A 21,701-nucleotide genomic window follows, 5' to 3' on the forward strand; every position below is an offset into this window, starting at 1 on the left:
TAGATTAATAAAGTATAAAATCTTGTTTCTTGAACTTAGTAATCCATAGAGCGTGATTAAGTTATTTGAATCGTTTTGAAATTGAAATGCTATTATACAAAGAAAGATAAGAAAAGAGATTTTCTTTTATAGTAGTGGAAATAAAGAAAAATAGTAAGTGTTCACTAAATACAGAAGCGAAATAGCGAACGAAATTGCATCTTCGTGAGCTTCTACTATGAATAGGAACGGTTCTTTTCTCTAGTTATCCAAAAAAGAGTTGTAGAAGTGCGACGGGCAGACCAATGCCGTAAGATTAGCGAAAAAAGAGAGGATAGTTGTGACGTCTGTTAAAACTATCCTCTCTTTTTTCACTTGGTAATCTTATAGCAAAAAGTCTGACCAAATCCTTCGAAAACGATAGAAACAGGTTTTTACCTTTAAAAAATCGAGCGTCTTTATGTCGGTTTCTTTTTCGGTCAAAAGTATGACGTCCATAATCTACAGCGAAAAGTAGATAAGTGATAATATGGAGTAAGATGAACTACTTACATGGAGGAGTTTACATGCGATCAAATGAACTCTCGAACATAGAATTATTAAAAGAAATAGCGGAATTGTTAAATGAAGAAACAGAAATGGAACAAATGCTGCAAGGAGCCCTACAGAAACTATTAGAAGGTACATTATTTGATACCGGTTGGATATTTTTTATTGATGAAAAAGGAAAGCAACAGCTAATCGCACACGAAAATTTACCGAACGCACTAAAGCAAAATGATTGCAGGTATTTGCAAAAAGGCGGCTGCTGGTGTGTTACCAGGTTTCAAAAAGGAGAGCTAAAAAAAGCTTCCAATATTATTGAATGTAAACGGATAGTCAATGCTAGAAAGCAGAGTAATGAGGATAGTGGTGGTATTACACATCATGCGACTGTACCATTACAATCAGGACAAGAAAGCTTTGGCTTATTAAATGTTGCAACACCAAACACTGTACGCTTTTCAGAGGGTGAGCTTGCCTTACTAGAATCAGTTGCATTTCAAATTGGTTCAGCCATAAAGCGAATATTACTCACTAGGCAGGAGCAGCAGGTAGCCCTAGTACAAGAACGGAACAGACTTGCACGAGATCTACATGACTCGGTGAACCAACTATTATTTTCTGTAACTTTAACTGCTCGTGGCGGGGTTGAAATGACAGAGCAGCAGGAAATAAAAAATACATTTAAAGAAATTCAATATTTAACTCAGGAAGCACTCACAGAAATGCGTGCACTCATTTGGCAGCTTCGACCAAAAGGGGTGGAATCAGGAATTATCGAAGGTCTGAAAGGGTATGGAGAAATTTTGGGACTTTCATTGACTGTGAAGGTAAAAGGGGTCATTAACCTACCGACAATCATTGAAGAAACACTGTTTCGAATTGCTCAGGAAGCACTGAATAATATTCGAAAGCATGCTGGTGTACTCCAAGCAGAACTATATTTAACTGTTACTTCTACAGATGTTTTATTGGTTGTAAAAGATGAGGGCTGTGGATTTCATATGAAAGAACCTAAAAAACTACGCTCGATCGGTCTCCAAAGCATGAAAGATCGGGCAAACTTTGTAGGTGGAACCGTCGATTGGGTAACGGAGTGGGGTAAAGGAACAGAGATATTAGTAAGATTGCCTTACTAGGAGGGAGTTATTATGATACGTGTACTTATTGCAGATGATCATCATGTTGTAAGAAGAGGGTTAATGTTTTTTCTAAAAACACAAAAGGATATGGATATTGTAGGAGAGGCTACCAATGGAAAAGAAGCTGTACAACTAACGTCAAGCTTAAATCCCGATGTAATATTGATGGATTTGGTCATGCCCGTAATGGATGGAATAGAAGCAACAAAACGCATAAAGGAAAGTAATCCTGAAATACAGATTTTAATGCTTACTAGTTTTTCGGATCGAGACCATGTCATTCCTGCTTTAAAAGCGGGTGCTGCAGGATATCAGTTAAAGGATATAGAACCTGATGACTTAGCTGACGCAATAAGAAAGCTTATGCGTGGGGAAAATACGTTACATCCTGAAGCGACAACTCAGTTAGAAAAAGAGGGGGATTCGGTGGAACTAAGTCCTCATGAGGAACATCCATTGACGCCAAGGGAGCAGGACGTATTATCCGAATTAACGAAAGGAAAAAGCAATAAAGAAATAGCTTCTTCATTGTTTGTTACGGAAAAAACAGTAAAAACACATATTTCCAACATATTTGCCAAGCTAAATGTTCAAGACCGTACACAAGCCGCTCTATATGCAGTAAAGCACGGATTAACAGAGCCGAGTGGACAATAAAAAAGCACGGAGAGTCGCAATGACAATGCGATCTACCGTGCTTTTTTGTTAGTATAGGCCATCCACCAACTAGAAATTATTCGTTCAAAAGATAGAACATTAAAAAGTTGTGCATATCGAACTGTATGTTGCACAAACGCATTCGAAAGTTGCGAATATGGCGTAATAGTCAATAATTCCTCATAATCGATCGATGAGGTGGAATAACCGATCGATGGAGTCGAATAACCGATCAATGGACCGGAATAATCGATCGATGAGCCCCAATAATCGATCGACCACAAAAACAACTTACTTTTCAGCAAACATGTCCATATTAGGTTCAATATGTACCAATACCACGGAAAACGGCTTGACCTTCATAATTCGTTGTTCTATTTCCTCTGTGATGCGATGGCTATTGACCACATTCAAATTAGGATTCACAGTTACGGTAATATCGACAAACATCAAATTTCCATGCATTCTTGCTTTAAAGTCCGTTAACTCATCGACACCCTCGACATGCCTCACTATTGTAGAGAGGGATTCGGCTTCGTCCACATTAAAGCCATCAGACAATGTATAAGCAGCATCATGAAAAATAGTATAAGCGGTATAAATAATGATAATCCCAACTAAAAGGGCAGTTATTCCATCTAAAAGTGGGAAGCCTAAAATAGATCCGACAATCCCGATAGTTGCACCGATACTGACTAATGCATCAGATCGATTATCATAAGCGGCAGCTTTTAAGGCAGCACTATTAATACGATTACTAAGCCGCAAATTATATCGATAGACAATGTACATGATAATAGCACTAAGGAGTCCAACAACTGCGGTTAAAAGTGAAGGAGTTTCCTTGATAGGGTTAGCAAGATGTTGTATCGCTTGAATAAGTACTTGGATTCCGATAAATGCCATAATGAATGCAGCAACGAGGGAAGCAATGGTTTCTGCACGTAAATGTCCATATTGATGATGACTATCTGGTGGCTTTTGAGAAATACGCAGTCCGATTAGTATAGCGACAGAGGCAATGATATCTGTAAAATTATTTAGTCCATCTGCTTTTAAGGCCTCGGAGGAACCAACTATACCAATGGTTAGCTTAATTGTGCTTAATAACAGATAAATGGTAATACTTATCCAAGCACCTTTTTCCCCTTCACGTAAGTTTGTATATAGCTCCACATTGTTTCCTCATTTCAACAATTATAGACATAGGAAAACGACCCTCAGATGAGAGTCGTTTTTGTTATCTATAATGGATTTTATTGTTCTTCTATAGGTTCAGGTTCTTCAACAGGCGGCTCACTTTTAATGATCTCTAAGTATTGAATATGATGCCCATCAATCTCTTTTATCATGAACTCAAAGCCTTGTTCTAGAATTTTTTCACCTTTTACGGTTTCATAGCTTTTGGTCATAAACCAACCGCCTATAGTATCTATATCCTCTTCGTCGATATCTATACTTAGTAAGTCGTTTACGTTTTCGATTAACATTTTCGCATCGACAATATAATGATTCTCCGCTAACTTTTGAACTTCTGGAAGTTCATCGGTATCGAACTCATCCCGAATATCGCCTACGATTTCTTCGATAATATCTTCAATAGTTACAAGTCCAGATGTTCCACCGTATTCATCCATTAAGATTGCCATATGGATACGTTCACGTTGAATCTTAAGTAATAGATCGGCGATTGGCATATTCTCAATAACACGGATAATCGGTTGCATATAATCACTTACTGGAGTGGTTGCATTTGTAGGATCTTTAATATATGCGGTTAATAAGTTTTTCATATTAACAAGTCCAATAATATGGTCTTTATCTCCATCAGTTACCGGATATCTCGTAAACTGCTCGACTCCGATAAGTTGAAATACTTCATCTAACGTAAAATCTTTATCGATTGAAGTTATCTCTGTACGTGGAACCATTATTTCTTTGGCAATGCGATCATCAAATTCGAAAATCTTATTTACGTATTTGTACTCGGCTTGGTTGATCTCTCCGCCTTTGAAACTTTCGGAAAGAATCATACGAAGCTCTTCTTCGGAATGGGCTACCTCTGACTCTGATACCGCATCTAAACCAAATACTTTAGTTGCTAAGAATCGTGCGGAACCATTCATCCCATGAATTACTGGATACATAAGTTTATCAAAAATGATAAGCGATTTTGCTACTGCTAATGTAATCTGTTCGGATCTTTGAATGGCGAATGTCTTTGGTGTTAACTCTCCTACAACTACATGAATATATGTTACAAGAGAGAATGCAATAATAAATGAAAGTAAAGAGGCAACACTCTCTGGGAGCTCAAAATAATTAAATGCCGGATGTAGAATCCGTTCTATTGTCGGTTCTCCGAGCCAACCTAGCCCTAAAGCTGTTATGGTTATTCCAAGCTGACATGCAGAAAGATATTCATCCAAATTGGAAACTACTTTTTTGGCATTTATCGCCTTAGTGTTCCCTTCAGCTATAAGCTGATCAATTCTTGTAGTTCTTACTTTTACAATTGCAAACTCACTCGCAACGAAAAATGCAGTGAATGCGATTAAGACAGCAAATGCTGTCAATCGTATGGCTATGTCCAAATAATTACTTTGTCCCTAACCCAAATGAGGGGTAAGACAAAGTGTACACCTCCTGTTTTCTAAAAAATAGTTTATACGTTTAATAATAAAATATATAAAATGAAATTACAAATCTTTCTACTTTAAATACATATATTCGATTATCAATTTTTACAAAAGCTTAATATCACTGCAATGAAGAATATTAGATAATAGAGATTAATATAATTATGGGAGGTTCTTGATGAAAAATAAGTATATAGAAATATTAAAAGCATCTACTAAGCTAGGTTTAACATCCTTTGGAGGACCAGCTGCCCATATAGGGTATTTTCGTGATGAGTATGTGGAAAAGAGAAAATGGCTAGATGACAAATTGTACGCAGATATCGTTGCATTATGCCAGTTTTTACCTGGTCCAGCCTCCTCCCAAGTGGGGATTTCAATTGGTTTATTAAGAGGAGGAATATTAGGAGGTATTATTTCTTGGCTAGGCTTTACGATGCCATCTGTAATACTTTTAATGCTATTTGCTGCAGTTATTTCGAGTTCAGGTTCTTTTGATAGTGGATGGATTCAAGGTTTAAAAATAGTGGCTGTAGCTGTTGTAGCGCATGCGTTAATTGGAATGCAAAAAACATTGGCACCAGATCGTATAAGAATTTCTATTGCCATAGCATGCGCTATACTCACGTTGCTTATTCCTACTGCGATTGGACAAATAGTAATTATTGTTGCTGCAGGCGTTTTTGGTTATATTTATTTTAAAAATGAAACAATAGAGGCTGCTCCAGAGATGAAGCTTAGCTTTGGGAAAAAGACGGGAATAATTAGCTGGAGTCTGTTTTTTCTGTTGCTCGTTTTAGTACCTTTGTTAAAGCCTTTTGTACAATCTGTCTATTACACTATTTTCGATACATATTATCGAGTTGGATCGATTGTCTTTGGTGGCGGGCATGTTGTATTACCAATGCTGCAAAGAGAGGTAGATGTATCTGCAGATATGTTCCTCACAGGGTACGGAGCGGCACAGGCAGTACCTGGTCCATTATTCACAATTGCTGGGTTTTTAGGACAAATAACTGCTGGTACAGGTGGAGCTTTATTAGCTGTGTTTGCCATGTTTTTACCATCCTTTTTGTTGGTCATTGGGACACTGCCATTTTGGTCTATTATTCGTTCTAAAAAAGGGATTCAAGCTGCATTAAAAGGCGTTAATGCAGCGGTTGTAGGAATACTTCTAGCGGCACTTTACGATCCAGTATTCACGAGTGCTGTGAAGAGTCCGATTGATTTTGTTATTGTATTAGTGACATTTACTCTTTTAGTAGTCTACAAATTAGCACCATTTAAAGTAGTAATCGTTAGTGTTTTGTTAGGTGCAATTGTTCATGCTTTATAAAAATTCAAAAAGTATTGACAATTAAATTTTCAGTATGCTACTGTTAATATACACAAAAAAATGGAAATGGAGGTATGACAAAATGATTCGTTTAAAAGTTAAAGCTAATAATACAATAAGTTTTTCATACCTACCATTAGACCGGAAATGATTTAATAACAGACATTTACGTATTCGTATTGTATTGTCTACTATTAAAGCGCATTACCTCTAGTTGGGTAATGCGCTTTTTTACGTCTTTTTATTTCCATATTTTGGTGTGAAAATTCAAAAAGGAGTGTAGGATATGAAAATTCAACGGAAAAAGCAAATTTTAATGAAGGAATCTCTTGAAGGTGGATAGCTAAGAAGTACAGTGTAGAAAGAAGAAATGAGGGATTAGACAATGTTTTCTGTTTTATTTAAATTGAAATGGTTTTTTAAAGATCATTGGAAGCGTTATACAGTAGCAGTTAGTATATTAATAATTGCTAGTGCATTTGAGGTTTTACCACCCTGGTTAGTTGGTGAAGCAATCGATTCCATAACAACGGGTGCAATGACAAAAGAGTCGTTAATGCAATATGTTCTTTATTTTGTGGGAATAATTTTTGTAGGTTATGCACTAAATTTTATTTGGCAATACCAATTATTTGGTGGCTCGATAACGATTGAGCGTATATTACGTTCGAAGTTAAACTTGAAATTTTTGAATATGACACCTACATTTTATGAAAAAAATCGTACGGGAGATTTAATGGCCCGTGCAACAAATGATTTAAATGCGGTAGCAACAACAGCAGGATTTGGAATTATGACATTGATCGATTCAACGATGTATATGGCAGCACTTATACTTGCAATGGGCTTTATCATTTCATGGAAGCTTACTTTTTTTGCAATATTACCAATACCTATTTTAGCATTTATCATGCAATATCTTGGAAAGATTATTCACGAAAAGTATATGGTTGCACAGGATGCATTTGGTGATTTAAATGACCGAGTTTTAGAATCTGTTGCTGGAGTTCGTGTTATTCGCGCATATGTCCAGGAAAGAGCGGAAGAACAAAAATTCGCCGATATGAGCGAAGAGGTTTATGAAAAAAATATGGTCGTGGAACGAATTGATGCCCTTTTTGGACCGATTACTAAGGTCGGAACTGGTATTAGTTATGTCGTTGCCTTAGGTTACGGATCTTATTTAGTATCAAAGGGTGAAATGACGGTTGGAAATTTAATCACTTTTAACGTCTACTTAGGGATGGCGATTTGGCCGATGTTTGCAATCGGTGAGCTTATCAATGTTATGCAACGTGGAAATGCCTCGCTTGATCGAGTGCAAGAAACATTAGACTACGACCAGGATGTAAAAGATCCTACTTCACCAGTACAGCTAAATAGTGTGAATTCTATTGGCTTCGAGGATGTTGGGTTCCAATACCCATTGTCTCAAGTAAAAAATTTGCAAAATATTCGAGTGAATTTACAGAAAGGTCAAACCTTAGGAATTGTAGGGAAAACCGGTTCTGGAAAAACTACCTTTATGAAGCAATTACTAAAGGAGTATCCAATTGGAGTGGGTCAGTTAACAATAGGCGATACGGCCATTTCAGCACAAACAAAAGATCAAGTACTAGAATGGATTGGTTATGTTCCACAGGACCACGTGCTGTTTTCTAGAACGATTCGCCAAAATATTCTTTTTGGTAAAGAGGATGCAACGGAGGATGAGCTAGAAGAAGCAATTCGTTTAGCACATTTCCAGCAAGATTTAATGAATTTACCAATGGGCTTAGAAACGTTAGTTGGAGAAAAAGGGGTATCCTTATCTGGTGGTCAAAAACAACGTGTATCTATAGCACGTGCACTTATTAAGAACCCAGAAATTTTACTGTTAGATGATTCTCTTTCAGCAGTAGACGCAAAAACAGAGGCTAAAATTATCGAAAATATTCAAAATGAACGTAGTGGAAAGACAACAATTATTACGACGCATCGATTATCAGGTATCCAGCATGCGGACCATATTATCGTATTAGATGAAGGTCTCATTGTAGAGGAAGGCTCTCATGAAGAACTTCTTGCACAAAATGGTTGGTACAAAGAACAATATGATCGTCAACAGCTTGAGGGGGTGTCGTCATGAGTACAGGAAAACGACTCTACCATTATGCGTTAATTTATAAAAAGCCAATTATTCTTGGTCTAATCTTTTTAACTATTGCAGTGTTCGCAGATTTAACTGGTCCATTCATTGCGAAGAAAATTATCGACGACCATATTACCGAAGGAGCTATTAATCTTCAGCCTATATTAATGCTGTTGGCTGTTTACTTCGGCTTAGCGATTGTAACAGCAGTGTTTAGATATTTTATGTTTATCAATTTACAGATTGGTGCAAACCGAGTTGTGCAAAAGCTTCGAAATGATGTTTTTCAACATACGCAAACATTGCCAATACAGTATTTTGATAACCTACCAGCTGGAAAAGTTGTAGCACGTGTTACGAATGATACAGAAGCAATTCGTAACTTGTATGTGCAAGTACTTTCTCAGTTTGCCACAAGTATTATTTCAATTGCAGGGGTTTACGTCGCTTTGTTCATCTTAAATGTACAAATGGCTGCAATGGCATTATTTGTTGTTCCAATTGTGTATGTGTGGATGATTGCTTATCGAAAATATGCATCCAAATATAATCATATTGTTCGAACAAAAATCGCTGACTTAAATGCCATGCTCAATGAATCCATTCAAGGGATGTCCATTATTCAAGCATTTAAACGCGAAAAGCAAATGGAGCACGAATTTGAGGAAATGAATGAAGAACATTATCGCTATCAGAAAAAGTTATTAACATTAGACTCAGCAACTTCATTCAACTTGGTGAGTGTGCTCCGTACGATTATGTTTGTCATGTTCATCTGGTATTTTGGAAGCTTATCTCTAGAGCCAAATACTATTATTTCAGCAGGTATGCTCTATGCATTTGTTGACTACACGACTCGATTATTTAACCCAATCACAGGGATAGTTAACCAGTTTTCGCAGTTGGAAAGATCCTTGGTTGCTGGACAACGAGTGTTCCAATTACTTGATGAAACTGGAGAAGAAGTAAAAGACGAACGTATGAAGCGTTATGAAGGAAATGTAGAATTTAAAGATGTATCCTTTGCATATAAAGCAGACGAATATGTTTTGAAGAATTTGAACTTTGTAGCAAATAAAGGAGAGACAGTGGCACTTGTAGGTCATACGGGATCTGGTAAAAGCTCTATTATGAACCTGTTGTTCCGCTTCTATGATCCTTCAAAAGGCAAAATTCTAATAGATGGCACGGATATAACAGCTTTACCGAGACAAACGATTCGAGAACATATGGGCATTGTATTGCAGGATCCTTATTTGTTCTCAGGAACGATTGAATCCAATGTAAGCTTAAACGATCCACGTATTTCACGAGAGAAAGTAGAGGCAGCTTTAGAGGCTGTTGGTGGAGAACGTGTGTTGAAAAATCTAGAAAAAGGATTGGATGAACCGGTTATCGAGAAAGGGAGCACCTTATCATCTGGACAAAGACAACTCGTTTCTTTTGCTAGAGCTCTTGCTTTTGATCCGGCGATTTTAATATTAGATGAAGCGACTTCTAATATAGATACAGAAACCGAAGAGATTATTCAACATGCAATGGACGTTTTGAAAAAAGGAAGAACGACATTTATTATTGCACATCGTCTTTCTACGATTAAAAATGCTGACCGCATTTTAGTACTAGATCGTGGGGAAATTGTTGAAAGTGGAACTCATGATGAGTTATTGCAGTTGCAAGGTCGCTATGAACAAATGTATAAATTACAAGCAGGAGTGTCTCAGCATGTGTAACACATGCGGGGATACTCCCTTTTTTTGTTCGCTTACTTATTGAACAATGTGTATTCGAGGATTGAGGGTTTCTGTAGCCTTCAATCTTCTTTTTGCAGTTAAAGTGTGGAATTAATTTCCTATTCCAACTAGAGCTATGATTATTCCAACTAAAATGATTAAAATTCCAACTAGGCTAGTCATTTTTCCAACTAAAACGGTTAGAATTCCAACTAACACAATTTACCACCCTGATTGGAGCAGCGGGCAGCGACTCAAGCGGGAACAACACATGTTTTTGTGCCTTTATAGGGGATATATGTTGAATGATACTCTTGACCCCATCGTTTGGAAATTATTTTGTGAAACGAATCATACAATGTTAGGGAGAAAACTTGGAGGTGGCTAGTTGGCGAATGAGTTTGTTGAAAGGTCATTAAATGAAATTAGATTTTGGTCAAGAATTATGAAGGAACATGCATTTTTTTTAAGCTTAGGATTTACTTTTAATGAGCAAAAGTTGATTGAAGAAGCACAACAGTACATTGCAATATTCGAAAAAATCGAAGAGCAGTTAGCGGGTTACAATGTGAATTCTGATCCACGGCAGGTCAAAGCTTTCAATACACATGTGTATCAAGCGGCAGTATCAATTTATGCGTATAAACGAAAAGTTTTAGGGCTCATCCTACGATGCGAAATCAGAACGAACAATTATCCATTATTAGTTGATCATACTAGTAGAGAGGCAGCTTACTTTGCTAAAAGGTTAAAAGAATTAAATGAAGGGAAGCTACAGCCTCTACCAGAAGCAATCATTAAGGAAAATGTATTTTTCCTTAAAATTATGGCAGACCATGCTAAATTTATTGGTCATCTTTTGGACCCAAGTGAACGAAAATTAGTCGAACAGGCAAGAGAATTTAGCCATGATTTTGATCAGTTATTATATCAAGCAATTGACTTGGAACATATGAAACCACAATCAGAGACACCTCCACTACTTGACCAGTTTATGGATCAAAATCGAGTATCTGTCGTTTCTTTAAGAGACTTTAAGAAAACGGCACGCGATTTAATTGAGGCGTGTCGTATTAAGAGCAATATTCATCCGCTATTAGCAGACCACACGTTTAGAGAAGCAGAACGTTTTATCGAAATTATCGATATGTTCGAGGCAAAACTTACTGAGGGGACCTCGTCGGCAGGTCAATAACCCTATAGCCAAAAATATAGATTGAAATTTTACTTCGAAAATCATATATTTAGAGTACCGAAATAAAGAGAAGAGGTACTCTATGTTTATTTGGTTTGCTGATTGGAAAAAGAAGATATCTTCCTTTAATAGAAATGTGAAAATGTTTATGCTTGCAAATATACTCATTCAAATTGGAATGGGTGTATTTATGGTTATGTACAACCTATATATAAAAGAGCTAGGGTTTCCTGAAACACTAAACGGTAAAATAATCTCTGTGACTTCACTTGCTTCAGCGCTTATGTTAGTGCCAGCTGGTTATTTAAGTGACCGTTTAGGTAGGAAAAGAATCATAATCGCGGGAGCTATAGTTTCTGCAAGTACACTATTCTATAGAAGTTTAGTTACGGGAGAGCAGTCTCTCATTTATGCTGCATTCTTTACAGGACTATTTATGGCATTAGTTCAAGTATCGGGCGTTCCTTTCTTAGCTGAAAATACAGATTCTAGTCAGCGAATGCATCTTTTTAGTATTCACTTTTCTTTAATGACAATTGCTAGTGTAGTGGGAAGTTTAGGGGGAGGGGTGTTAGCTGACGCTCTTCATGTTATTGGGAATATTTCTACGGTAGATTCAATTAAGTATGTCTTAATCATAGGAGCAATCATCTTTACATTTGGCTTGCTTCCTTTGTTCCAGCTTAAACCTGTAAATGTTAAAGAAGATAAAAACAACAAGGTTGAAGAATTGGAAACAAATGCACCGAGCGGATTCCGCAAAAATTTGAAGGTTATTATATTATTTGGTTTCGCAAATCTATTAATTGGAACTGGTTCAGGGCTTGTCATTCCTTATTTAAATTTATACTTTTCTAATCGCTTTGATGCATCCAATACATACATAGGACTCATATTGTCTCTTGGCTCTGCAATGACTGCGGTAGCTATGTTGCTAGGACCTGCTTTAGTGAAAAGGGTTGGGAAAGTAAAGGCATTAGTTATTTTTCAGCTAATGTCGATTCCATTTTTGTTCATCACTGGTTATACCAATTCTTTACTCATTGCCTCCATTGCGTTTTTAATGCGCCAAGCTTTGATGAATGCTGGGAATCCTATTCAAAGTGCAATTGCAATGGACCTAGTACAGGATAAATATAAGGGACTTGCCAATTCGGTAAATCAAATGGTATTCAATGTAGGATGGGCAAGTACTGGAGCTATTTCTACAGGTCTTGTAGTAACATTTGGCTTCTATTGGGGATATGCTTATACGTTTACGATTACAGGAATACTTTATATTATTGCCTCTAGTTATTTCTATTTTGTGTTTGGGCGAAAGAAGATTAGTACCAATTAAATATATCCATTTTTTTGTGGAAATAAAAAAGTGTATGGAAGTGAAGAAATCATTTCCATACAACTTGGCGTATTTATATTAATTCCTCAATCATATACATGAAATAGCATTAGCTCATGTATCATTTTTTTCACTGCTTCTTCATCAGCTGGTGTTTCACCGAGCCATTTTATATTGCCATCCTGTTCATATTCTGCAGCGTACCGTTGTTGTTTATAAAAGAAAGAGACGGACCAGCCTGGAAGTTGTTTGTTTTCATAGAGTGATTTAAAGCTAAAATGTTGTAGCAAGAATATCAACCTTTCATGTGAGGGAATTTGTTCGCATACACTAGTATAAATGACTAGTGAAGGAGCATCGAATTGTTTAATGAGCAATTAAGGCAAGCCATACTTAATGAGTATCATGATTATCATTTTTATCGTTCTATGTATAAATTGACTGATGATCCGTATTTGCAAGGTTTTATCGAACATATATATGAGGATGAAAAAAGCCATTACGAAATGTTCCAACAACTCTATTATATGCTGACTGGTACGTTTGTTCAAAACTTTCCGGAACCTCAATTATGTACAGATTTGAAGGACTGCATAAAAGATGCAATAAGGGATGAATTAGAAGGTGCCGAGGTTTATAAAGAAATGTTATTGTTAATACCAATCCAACAAGCATATGCACCGCTATTTGTTGCGATGCATGATGAGACAGAGCATGCAATACGTCTTTCCACTATGCTTCATTTTTTGTAAATTCTTTTAGTGTTTGCCTTTCCTCTGCTATAATAATCTAGAAGCTAGAGGAAAAAGGTGAAATTGATGGATTTTATATGGACAATCACATTTATGGCAGTGGTAGGAGCAGCAATCGGAGCAGTAACTAATCACCTAGCTATTAAAATGCTTTTTAGACCACATGAGGCAAAATTTATAGGCTCTTGGCGCATCCCGTTCACTCCAGGTTTAATCCCTAAAAGACGCGATGAACTAGCAAGACAATTAGGAAATACTGTTATCCAGCATTTGTTGACGCCTGATATCTTTAAGAAAAAGTATTTCAATGAAGAAATGAAAAATAAAGCAGCTCATTTCCTAACGGAGCAACTGAACGATAAAATCTTTCAATCGGATAAGTCGATAAAAGAGTGGTTGAAACTTGCTGGAATAGAAAACGTTCCAACTATTGTAAATGAAAAAATAGAAGACCAGGTGGATGTTCAATTTAGCCAATTAAAAGTTAGATTCGAACAGGAAACTATACGTCAGCTTGCACCAATCGATTGGCAACAAAAAGCTGATGCCAAAGTAGGAGAAATCGTTTCGTATATTCTAGTTAAAGGTGAAGACTTCTTTGAATCAGCAGAAGGTAAGATGACCGTAAAAAATCTTATTGATGATTTCCTTTCTACTAAAGGGACACTCGGCAATATGATTCAAATGTTCATGGGGGAATCATCATCACTTGCCGGAAAAGTTCAACCAGAAATATTAAAATTCCTAAGAGCACCTGGAACGAAAAATATGCTAGAAAAAATTGTACGAAATGAATGGGAGAAATTAAAAGATCGTCCACTTATTGAAATGATGGACGGCTTTGACTTTGAGCCAATTGTTAAAAATGTAAAGGAATATTTGACAGAACAATTGGCGATCGAAGAAAAATTAAACTATAGCTTCCTTCATTATTTTCCAGGAGCAACTGGATGGACAGAGTCATATCTTATACCAAAAGTGACATCGTTCGCATTCCAGGAAGCAGAAACAAAGCTAGAAGAAGTCTTGCGCAAAATGAAATTAGAAGATATGGTAAAAGAGCAAGTAGACACTTTCCCAGTATCTCGCTTAGAGGAAATTGTTCTTGGTATTTCGAAGAGAGAGTTCAAAATGATTACCATTTTAGGTGGTGTTCTTGGTGGGCTTATCGGTATTATTCAAGGATTGATTGTATTCTTTACTACTTAAACTAAAGGGGCTAACTAACATGATTAACATTTATGATGACATTAACAAACTAGAAAAAACACTACGCCAAACGGATGAATTTTCTAATGTAAAAACTGCAGTAGAATCTGTAAAAGCTGATGAACAGGCTCTAGCTTTATTCCAAAGCTTCCGTAAAGTTCAATTGTCTCTTCAAGAGAAGCAAATGAACGGGGAAGAAATTTCTGGAGAAGAGATTGAGTATGCACAAAAAACAGCTCAGTTAGCGCAAGGAAATGAAAAGATATTCCATATGCTTCAAGCAGAAATGGCTTTAAGCCAACTTATTGAAGAAGTAAATCGTGTCTTGATCAAGCCTGTTCAAGAACTTTATGAAGGTATCTAAGAAAACAAATGAAAGGAACTTCTCCTACTATGGAGAGGTTCTTTTTTCATTTTCTGCGAAGTGGAAAGTAAACAAAGTGGAAAATATTCCATTTTAAGAGTAAACACTCATCGAGCTTGAAGAAAATAAAAAGAAACGTCAGTAACTTAGATTTAACTATGAAAAGAGAGGATTCTTACTTGTTAAATTTAAAGCTATAAATAGTTTTCCTCTTTTTAAAAAGGATTTTAATGGTATAATGGCGAATCTATATAGAAGAATGAATGACTATTCACTTACAAAGGGGAATGTATATGTATAATACTTTATTATTAGAAAAAGAAGGTCGTATTGCGACTTTAACATTAAATCGTCCAGAAGCGATGAACTCGATGAATGGGGTAATGATGAGAGAGCTGGCAGAAAGCCTTGAATCCCTACAATCAGACAGATCGATTCAGGTGTTGGTTATTAAAGGGGAGGGGCGCGCATTTTCAGCTGGTGGAGATATTAAAGCGATGCTAGATAAAGAGAATCCTTTTGATATGGAAGAGGCCATGACCTACCTTACACGAATTGCTAAAACTTTATATACGTTACCCCAAATTACTATCGCTTCAGTACACGGGGCGGCTGCAGGGTTAGGATTTAGTATGGTGTTGGGCTGTGACATTATCATTGCAGAAGAGAATAGTAAGCTTGCTATGAATTTTATAGGAATTGGTCTAGTTCCTGACGGAGGAGGACATTTCTTCTTGAAAGAGAGGGTTGGTATTCCGAAAGCCAAACAGCTTATGTGGAGTGGCCAGCTTTTCACCGGCAAAGAAGCACAGAAAATCGGACTGGTGGATGAAGTTGCATCCGATGGTTTAGGAGCAGCAACAGCAGCATCTTATGCACAAAAGCTACTGCAATCACCAGTTGCTGCCATGATTGCATCAAAGGAAATCTTACACGCAACAAAGTTAAACGAATTACAATCCATACTAGAAAGAGAAGCTGTTACTCAATCGGCAATGCGTAAAACAGATGATCATTTAGAAGGTATTCAGGCTTTTGTGGAAAAGAGAAAACCACAATTCAAAGGAAATTAAGATAAACAAAAGGGACTTATCCAAAAAAATGGTTAAAGTCCCTTTCCTCATTTTATACGTGAAATAATACTAGTTTGCCAGAGCTATTCACTAAGCGATGTGTTTTTTCAGAAAAGCCCTTTTCTTCGATTACCGCTTCACCTTTTTTCTTTGCATCATCATCATTCTCAAATTCCCAAGTTTCTTCTAAAATTAGTTCCCCAGTTGGTTCAAATGCTGTGAATTTGTATGCTTTCATCAATCTAACACCCCTTTATTGTAATCATCTATATTATACAACAATAATAGGTTTGACTACCTATATTTAGTTGTAAACAGCCTTTTCTTTATGGTAAAATAAGAACAAATATTCTATTTTCGAATGAGGTGCACTAGATGGCAAGAATACGTTTTCTACATGTGGCAGATTTACATTTGGACAGCCCCTTTAAAGGTATCTCCTCTATTCCTAAGAGTAGATGGAAAGATATACGGGAAAGTACTTTTCAAGCATTTCAAAACATGATTAATTATGCGGTTGAAAGTAAACCTGACTTCGTATTAATAGTTGGTGATATTTATGATGGGGAAAACCGTAGTCTTCGTGCGCAGCATTTATTTCAAAAAGGAATGGAAGCATTGCATGTAGAAAATATTCCGGTATTTATTTGCCATGGTAATCATGATCATTTAAGTGGAAATTGGGTTCGTTTTCAATTGCCATCAAATGTTCATGTATTTGGTGACAAGGTAGAAACAAAAACACTCCAAATAAACGAGGAAAAAGTGCATATTACAGGATTTAGTTATCGAGAGCGTCATATTTTAGAGCCTATGCATAGTCACTATCCCTTTGCAAAGCCCAATGAGATTTATATTGGTATGCTACATGGTAGTTTAGAAGGAAACAGTGAGCATGATGTGTATGCGCCATTTCGAAAAAGCGATTTATTAGAAAAAGGCTATCAATATTGGGCACTCGGCCATATACATAAGCGCCAAATTATCCATTCCGACCCGCCAATTGTTTATCCAGGAAACACCCAAAGCAGGCATCGAAATGAAAGTGGCCTGAAAGGATTTTATGAAGTATCGTTACTTGGCAATCAAGCAGAGCTTCAATTTGTCCCATCAGCTGCTTTTATTTATGATGAGCTTACCATAGATTGTGGGGGCATAATCCACGCGAATGAATTAATCACTCATATTGAAAATGAACTGAGAAATTATAGTCAAATAAACGGAAAAGCCATCATTGAGCTTTCGATAAATGGTAAGACAGAGGAAACAATTGAATTATTACAGTCGACTCATAAGGATGAATGGCTAATATTAATTCAAGAGAGTCTCGAGCTAGCAAATGACTTTTTAATAATAAAAGAATTACATATAGAATCTCCAATTGAGCAGAGCACAGAATCTACTATGTTGCTATCTGCTTTAAAGGAGTGGGATACTTCGGGATGGAAGCACGCTTTAAAGGAACTTTATCAGCATCCTAAAGGGAGTAGGTATTTACAGCCTATTGACCTGGGCTTTATAGAGGAAGTGTTAACAGAAGCAGATTTAATAGTTTCCAAGGCTTTAGCGAGGGGGAGTAATAATTGAAGCTTACAAAACTGCATATATACGGCTTTGGGAAGCACGAGAACGTGGAAATTAATCTGATCAACGGTATCAATGTGTTCTTCGGTGAAAATGAAGCAGGAAAAACAACTATCCAACAATTCATTTTGCAAATTTTATTTGGTTTTCCACAACGAAACTCTCCATTTCTTCGCTATGAGCCTAAAAGCAGTTCCACATACGGAGGTAATGTTCAGATTATCGACCATGAGAGCCAATCTATAACAATTGAACGAGTTAAAGGGAAGGCAAGTGGAGATGTTACGGTATACTTTCCAGACGGTAGCAGAGGAGGAGAAAGGGAGCTAACCAAAATTCTGCATGGATACTCTCGGGCTGATTTTGAGGCAATTTTCTCTTTTTCCTTGCTACAATTACAGGGCTTCGAGAAGATGACAGAAGAGGAGCTAACGAGAACATTATTATCTTCCGGTACGACGGGAATAGATACATTAGCGGTCGTTGAAAACCAATTTTTAAAAGAAATGGGAGAGCTATTTAAACCAACGGGTAGAAAGCCTCTTATCAATCAAAAAATTGAAGAGCTACGTGCATTAGAAACTACCTACAAGCATCAGCTAGAGGAAGTAGAAAAATATGAACCTTCTATTAAACGTCTTAACGAGCTTGAATTAATTGTGGAGGAACTAGATCAAGAAGAGAAAGAGATTTCTACACAGTTTCAACAATATTTGGAATGGAAACAACTGAAACCATTGAAAGAAAAAGAAACAGAAATTCATCAGGAACTAGACTTAGTAAAGCATCAGCTTTTTCCCTCAGATGGTATCCGTCGATTTGAATTAATAAAAGACAAATTGAATCGTAACAATGTGGAAATGGAACAGTTAAAAAAAGAGTTGAATATGTTAACAATCCATGCAACTAGTTTAACCTCACAGCAATTAGAAGAATTACAATCTTTTCTAAATCGAGAAACAGAATGGCATCAGCTTCTTTCCAAACGAATACAAATAGAAGAGGAACAAAGTAAAACACTTCAGAACCAAATGCAACAGTTGGCACTAGTCGGAGTTGACTGGGAAAAAAGCTTGACGCATATTGTCCAAGCCGATGTTTCAATCCAGCAAGAGGATAAACTAGTTACGATTCTTCAAACAGAAAGAAACTTGGAGCTCGAGCTGCAACAGGAAAAACGATTATTACAAATGAAGGAACAGGATCTCCTTCAGCAACAACAAAGAGTGACAGAGACAAAACGAGCAAATAAAACATCTGCTAACCAAAAAGCGAATAAAATAATGTACGCAATCATAGCAGTCATAGTCATTGTTGGGATATTCATAGGGGTTACACAATCGAATTGGATGGTAGCTCTTACAGCTGTTGTCATAAGTGGAATTGTATATGTAGGCTTTACCCAGTTGATGAATACATGGAACCAATCGAATGATGTTCAAACATATGCTGATTTATTGAAAAAGGAACAGGAGTCATTACAACAAGATATTTCTATATTGAAACAACAAATTAGTGAGTTAGAAAGTAAAAAGCTAGAAATATCAAAACAAGTAAATGAGTTTTTGAATAAATACCATATTAATAAACAATTATCACCAAGTCTATTACCCGAACTATTTAAGCGTCTACGAATGATTCAGGAACAGCAAATAGAGCTTGACCAGATGGAAACTAAGCTTTATGAAGTTCGCATAAGAATACAAGAGTTGTTTAAACAAGCTGAGGAGAAAGCTCCTAAAAACCATACTGAAGATATGCTGTTTCACCAATTAAGAGAGTTTTACCTAGATGAAAAGAAAAAATCAGAAGAAGTGCAATATAAAGAGGCAAGAATTTACGAATACCAAAAGAAGCTTCAGGAACTATCGTTACTTCAACAATCCTATACCGAACAAATCTATATTTTGTTTCGGGAGGCAAATGTAGATATAGAAAGCGACTACTATTCAGCAAATTCTATCCATGAACAAAAAGTAAAGCTTGAAAAGGAATTACACGATCTTCACATGCAGTTAGATGGAAAACAAATAAATCTGAACGATTTTGATGATGTATTTGAGGACGAGTGTAAGCAAAAACTACTTCACTTACAAAATAAGAGAAATGAATTAAATGAGGAAAAAGCATCCTTGTCCTATGAAACAAAGAAATTATTAGAAGATGAAGAGATAAGTGAACAACTTCAATTACTCGAACAGAAAAAAGCAGAACTACATGACCTTGTGAAAAAATGGGCTGCGCAAAAGGCAATCGTGGAATCAATTAAGCAAATCATGAAACAGTTAAAAGAAGAGCGACTTCCAGAAGTATTAGAAAGTGCTCAGCGTTATTTTAAGCTGCTTACAAACAATTCATATGAACAATTGATATTATCGCCAGAGGGAAGCTTTGAGGCTGTTAAAGCAACTGGACAGCGATTTAAAATAGCGGAGCTAAGCCAAGCAACAAAAGAGCAGGCTTATATTTCCTTGAGACTTGCACTTGCTGTTTCTTTGCAAAGTAAAGCACCATTTCCAATCATCATGGACGATCCATTTGTACATTTCGATCGTGTCAGACTTCAACAAGTGGTACAATTAATGGCAGAGTTACAAAAAGAACACCAACTTTTGTATTTTACCTGTCATGATAATATGCAATATGAATGGGAAGATGCATCAGTCATTCAAGTGGCGACATTATTACCGAGAAAGGTAGGGGTTGTGAAATGAAAGGCATTACACAATTACGAGTAGGCGATCCAGTTGATCATTACTTACTGATAAAACAATCAACAAAAGGTGTAACAACCGTTGGAAAACCATTTATGTCACTATTATTACAAGATAAGAGCGGAGATATTGAAGCAAAACTTTGGGATACAAATGAGGAGCATGAAAAACTTTATGCTGCTAGTCAAATTGTTCGCGTAGGAGGCGAAATACAGGATTACCGTGGAAAGTTCCAACTACGTGTAAAAAGTATTCGACCGGTAAAATCAGAAGAGCCTATCTCGATTAATGACTTAGTTCCATCTTCAGCCAAACCAAAAGAAGAGTTGATGGAAGAGCTTTTACAATATTTCTTTGAAATGAAAAATCCATTAATTCAACGCATTACAAGACACTTAATGAAAAAACATCAGGCAGCATTCATGACATACCCGGCAGCAACTAAAAACCATCATGATTATGCTTCAGGCCTTATCGATCATGTAGTGTCGATGTTAAAGCTAGGAAAGGCGCTATGTGAGCTGTATCCAACGATAAACAAGGACCTTTTATACGCTGGCATCATTTTACATGATATAGGGAAGGTTATAGAGCTTTCGGGACCTGTTGCAACAACTTACACAATTGAAGGAAATTTACTTGGACATATTACGATCATGGTCAATGAAATTTCTAAAGCAGCTGAAGAGTTGGAAATTGAAGGCGAAGAGGTTATGCTTCTTCAGCATATGGTACTATCCCATCATGGAAAAGAAGAATGGGGAAGCCCAAAACGACCTGCACTCCGTGAGGCAGAGATGCTGCATTATATCGATAATATAGATGCAAAAATGAATATGCTTAATCGTGCATTAGATAAAACAAACCCAGGTGAATTCTCCGAGCGATTATTCCCACTGGAAAACCGTTCATTTTATAAGCCTACATTTGAATAAAAGAAAAAGCGTAAAGGCATGTATGAAACCTTTACGCTTTTTTTAGTATAAAATTATGTGCCTCGAACTCAGATATCCAGGTAATTTGAATAATAGGATATAAACAATGATACTGCAAATTTCCGTTTCAGGTGGAGTACAAAGGCTAAGAGCGACACCTCGTGTGCAACGCCTTTGTGACCAACATCCTGTTTGCCTCCGCGGGGTGAGCGATGAGCAGAGCGCCAGCGAGAGAAGCGGCTGAAGCCGTGCTCACGGAAAGCGTCCGCTCGGGGTGGAAATCAATGGCATATCTACATTTCATAATTAAAGGACAAGGCGTCTTTTCCGCGGTTTTTCTTAGTTAATACAAGAACCCCAATAAATAAAAAAGTTG

19 protein-coding genes are annotated in these 21,701 nt (G+C 36.7%); 14 read left to right on the top strand and 5 right to left on the bottom strand.

Features of this window, described 5'->3' with window-relative positions; genetic code table 11:
* The first annotated feature begins 545 nt into the window (after nucleotides 1-545).
* Both BLR36_RS16720 and BLR36_RS16725 read left to right on the top strand, forming a co-directional pair.
* Nucleotides 546-1,661, top strand: a complete 1,116-nt coding sequence (locus BLR36_RS16720; RefSeq protein ID WP_093062876.1) for a GAF domain-containing sensor histidine kinase — start codon at nucleotides 546-548, stop codon at nucleotides 1,659-1,661.
* 12 nt (nucleotides 1,662-1,673) lie between these two features.
* Nucleotides 1,674-2,321 (top strand): response regulator, encoded by a 648-nt coding sequence (locus BLR36_RS16725; protein WP_093062877.1) that lies wholly within the window; start codon nucleotides 1,674-1,676, stop codon nucleotides 2,319-2,321.
* Nucleotides 2,322-2,353: 32 nt separating this feature from the next.
* Here the strand turns inward: BLR36_RS16725 and BLR36_RS18630 are convergent, their stop codons facing one another.
* The 3 genes from BLR36_RS18630 to BLR36_RS16735 all read right to left on the bottom strand — a co-directional run bounded on the left by BLR36_RS18630 (nucleotide 2,354) and on the right by BLR36_RS16735 (nucleotide 4,915).
* Nucleotides 2,354-2,605, bottom strand: coding sequence for a hypothetical protein (locus tag BLR36_RS18630; RefSeq protein WP_139185116.1), 252 nt, complete (start codon nucleotides 2,603-2,605; stop codon nucleotides 2,354-2,356).
* 7 nt (nucleotides 2,606-2,612) lie between these two features.
* A complete protein-coding gene (locus BLR36_RS16730; protein ID WP_093062878.1) occupies nucleotides 2,613-3,497 on the bottom strand; it encodes a cation diffusion facilitator family transporter in 885 nt (294 codons plus the stop codon).
* An 80-nt stretch (nucleotides 3,498-3,577) separates the two neighbouring features.
* A complete protein-coding gene (locus BLR36_RS16735; RefSeq protein WP_254771442.1) occupies nucleotides 3,578-4,915 on the bottom strand; it encodes a hemolysin family protein in 1,338 nt (445 codons plus the stop codon).
* 223 nt (nucleotides 4,916-5,138) lie between these two features.
* On the opposite strand from BLR36_RS16735, the gene chrA reads away from it, so the two are divergent.
* The 5 genes from chrA (at nucleotide 5,139) to BLR36_RS16760 (ending at nucleotide 12,694) form a co-directional block, all read left to right on the top strand.
* A complete protein-coding gene (gene chrA, locus BLR36_RS16740; RefSeq protein WP_093062880.1) occupies nucleotides 5,139-6,296 on the top strand; it encodes a chromate efflux transporter in 1,158 nt (385 codons plus the stop codon).
* 385 nt (nucleotides 6,297-6,681) lie between these two features.
* Entirely contained in the window at nucleotides 6,682-8,424 is a 1,743-nt protein-coding gene (locus BLR36_RS16745; RefSeq protein ID WP_093062881.1) for an ABC transporter ATP-binding protein, read from the top strand.
* Nucleotides 8,421-10,160, top strand: coding sequence for an ABC transporter ATP-binding protein (locus BLR36_RS16750; RefSeq protein ID WP_093062882.1), 1,740 nt, complete (start codon nucleotides 8,421-8,423; stop codon nucleotides 10,158-10,160). Before BLR36_RS16745 ends, BLR36_RS16750 begins: the two co-directional genes overlap by 4 nt.
* A gap of 388 nt (nucleotides 10,161-10,548) precedes the next feature.
* The gene (locus tag BLR36_RS16755; RefSeq protein ID WP_093062883.1) at nucleotides 10,549-11,355 is read left to right on the top strand and encodes a DUF2935 domain-containing protein; all 807 of its coding nucleotides are present in this window, start codon (nucleotides 10,549-10,551) and stop codon (nucleotides 11,353-11,355) included.
* Nucleotides 11,356-11,437: 82 nt separating this feature from the next.
* A complete protein-coding gene (locus BLR36_RS16760) occupies nucleotides 11,438-12,694 on the top strand; it encodes an MFS transporter (protein WP_093062884.1) in 1,257 nt (418 codons plus the stop codon).
* Between the two features lie 86 nt (nucleotides 12,695-12,780).
* Here the strand turns inward: BLR36_RS16760 and BLR36_RS16765 are convergent, their stop codons facing one another.
* Nucleotides 12,781-12,984, bottom strand: a complete 204-nt coding sequence (locus BLR36_RS16765) for a YheE family protein (protein ID WP_093062885.1) — start codon at nucleotides 12,982-12,984, stop codon at nucleotides 12,781-12,783.
* Between the two features lie 72 nt (nucleotides 12,985-13,056).
* Between BLR36_RS16765 and BLR36_RS16770 the strand changes: the two genes are divergently transcribed.
* The 4 genes from BLR36_RS16770 to BLR36_RS16785 all read left to right on the top strand — a co-directional run bounded on the left by BLR36_RS16770 (nucleotide 13,057) and on the right by BLR36_RS16785 (nucleotide 16,092).
* Nucleotides 13,057-13,446 (top strand): rubrerythrin family protein, encoded by a 390-nt coding sequence (locus tag BLR36_RS16770; protein WP_093062886.1) that lies wholly within the window; start codon nucleotides 13,057-13,059, stop codon nucleotides 13,444-13,446.
* Between the two features lie 66 nt (nucleotides 13,447-13,512).
* Nucleotides 13,513-14,655, top strand: a complete 1,143-nt coding sequence (locus BLR36_RS16775) for a DUF445 domain-containing protein (RefSeq protein WP_371326743.1) — start codon at nucleotides 13,513-13,515, stop codon at nucleotides 14,653-14,655.
* Nucleotides 14,656-14,674: 19 nt separating this feature from the next.
* The gene (locus BLR36_RS16780) at nucleotides 14,675-15,019 is read left to right on the top strand and encodes a YlbF family regulator (protein ID WP_093062887.1); all 345 of its coding nucleotides are present in this window, start codon (nucleotides 14,675-14,677) and stop codon (nucleotides 15,017-15,019) included.
* A 293-nt stretch (nucleotides 15,020-15,312) separates the two neighbouring features.
* Nucleotides 15,313-16,092, top strand: coding sequence for an enoyl-CoA hydratase (locus BLR36_RS16785; RefSeq protein ID WP_371326744.1), 780 nt, complete (start codon nucleotides 15,313-15,315; stop codon nucleotides 16,090-16,092).
* Nucleotides 16,093-16,144: 52 nt separating this feature from the next.
* Here the strand turns inward: BLR36_RS16785 and BLR36_RS16790 are convergent, their stop codons facing one another.
* Nucleotides 16,145-16,330, bottom strand: a complete 186-nt coding sequence (locus tag BLR36_RS16790) for a YhzD family protein (protein ID WP_093062889.1) — start codon at nucleotides 16,328-16,330, stop codon at nucleotides 16,145-16,147.
* Between the two features lie 137 nt (nucleotides 16,331-16,467).
* On the opposite strand from BLR36_RS16790, the gene BLR36_RS16795 reads away from it, so the two are divergent.
* From BLR36_RS16795 to yhaM, 3 genes are read left to right on the top strand one after another with little or no spacing between them, the layout of a single operon-like run.
* A complete protein-coding gene (locus BLR36_RS16795; protein ID WP_093062890.1) occupies nucleotides 16,468-17,679 on the top strand; it encodes a metallophosphoesterase family protein in 1,212 nt (403 codons plus the stop codon).
* Nucleotides 17,676-20,390 carry an ATP-binding protein gene (locus BLR36_RS16800; protein WP_093062891.1) on the top strand — a complete coding sequence of 905 codons (2,715 nt, stop codon included), beginning with the start codon at nucleotides 17,676-17,678 and terminating at the stop codon, nucleotides 20,388-20,390. The genes BLR36_RS16795 and BLR36_RS16800 overlap by 4 nt, the downstream gene beginning before the upstream one ends.
* Nucleotides 20,387-21,325 (top strand): 3'-5' exoribonuclease YhaM, encoded by a 939-nt coding sequence (gene yhaM, locus BLR36_RS16805; protein WP_093062892.1) that lies wholly within the window; start codon nucleotides 20,387-20,389, stop codon nucleotides 21,323-21,325. Before BLR36_RS16800 ends, yhaM begins: the two co-directional genes overlap by 4 nt.
* Nucleotides 21,326-21,701 lie beyond the last annotated feature (376 nt).

Source organism: Psychrobacillus sp. OK028 (assembly GCF_900103605.1).
Lineage (GTDB): Bacteria > Bacillota > Bacilli > Bacillales_A > Planococcaceae > Psychrobacillus.

Coding starts and splice junctions, on each gene's coding strand:
- BLR36_RS16720 (WP_093062876.1), top strand. CDS start 546: ATGCGATCAAATGAACTCTCGAACATAGAATTATTAAAAGAAATAGCG.
- BLR36_RS16725 (WP_093062877.1), top strand. CDS start 1,674: ATGATACGTGTACTTATTGCAGATGATCATCATGTTGTAAGAAGAGGG.
- chrA (WP_093062880.1), top strand. CDS start 5,139: ATGAAAAATAAGTATATAGAAATATTAAAAGCATCTACTAAGCTAGGT.
- BLR36_RS16745 (WP_093062881.1), top strand. CDS start 6,682: ATGTTTTCTGTTTTATTTAAATTGAAATGGTTTTTTAAAGATCATTGG.
- BLR36_RS16750 (WP_093062882.1), top strand. CDS start 8,421: ATGAGTACAGGAAAACGACTCTACCATTATGCGTTAATTTATAAAAAG.
- BLR36_RS16760 (WP_093062884.1), top strand. CDS start 11,438: ATGTTTATTTGGTTTGCTGATTGGAAAAAGAAGATATCTTCCTTTAAT.
- BLR36_RS16775 (WP_371326743.1), top strand. CDS start 13,513: ATGGATTTTATATGGACAATCACATTTATGGCAGTGGTAGGAGCAGCA.
- BLR36_RS16780 (WP_093062887.1), top strand. CDS start 14,675: ATGATTAACATTTATGATGACATTAACAAACTAGAAAAAACACTACGC.
- BLR36_RS16785 (WP_371326744.1), top strand. CDS start 15,313: ATGTATAATACTTTATTATTAGAAAAAGAAGGTCGTATTGCGACTTTA.
- BLR36_RS16790 (WP_093062889.1), bottom strand. CDS start 16,330: ATGAAAGCATACAAATTCACAGCATTTGAACCAACTGGGGAACTAATT.
- BLR36_RS16795 (WP_093062890.1), top strand. CDS start 16,468: ATGGCAAGAATACGTTTTCTACATGTGGCAGATTTACATTTGGACAGC.
- yhaM (WP_093062892.1), top strand. CDS start 20,387: ATGAAAGGCATTACACAATTACGAGTAGGCGATCCAGTTGATCATTAC.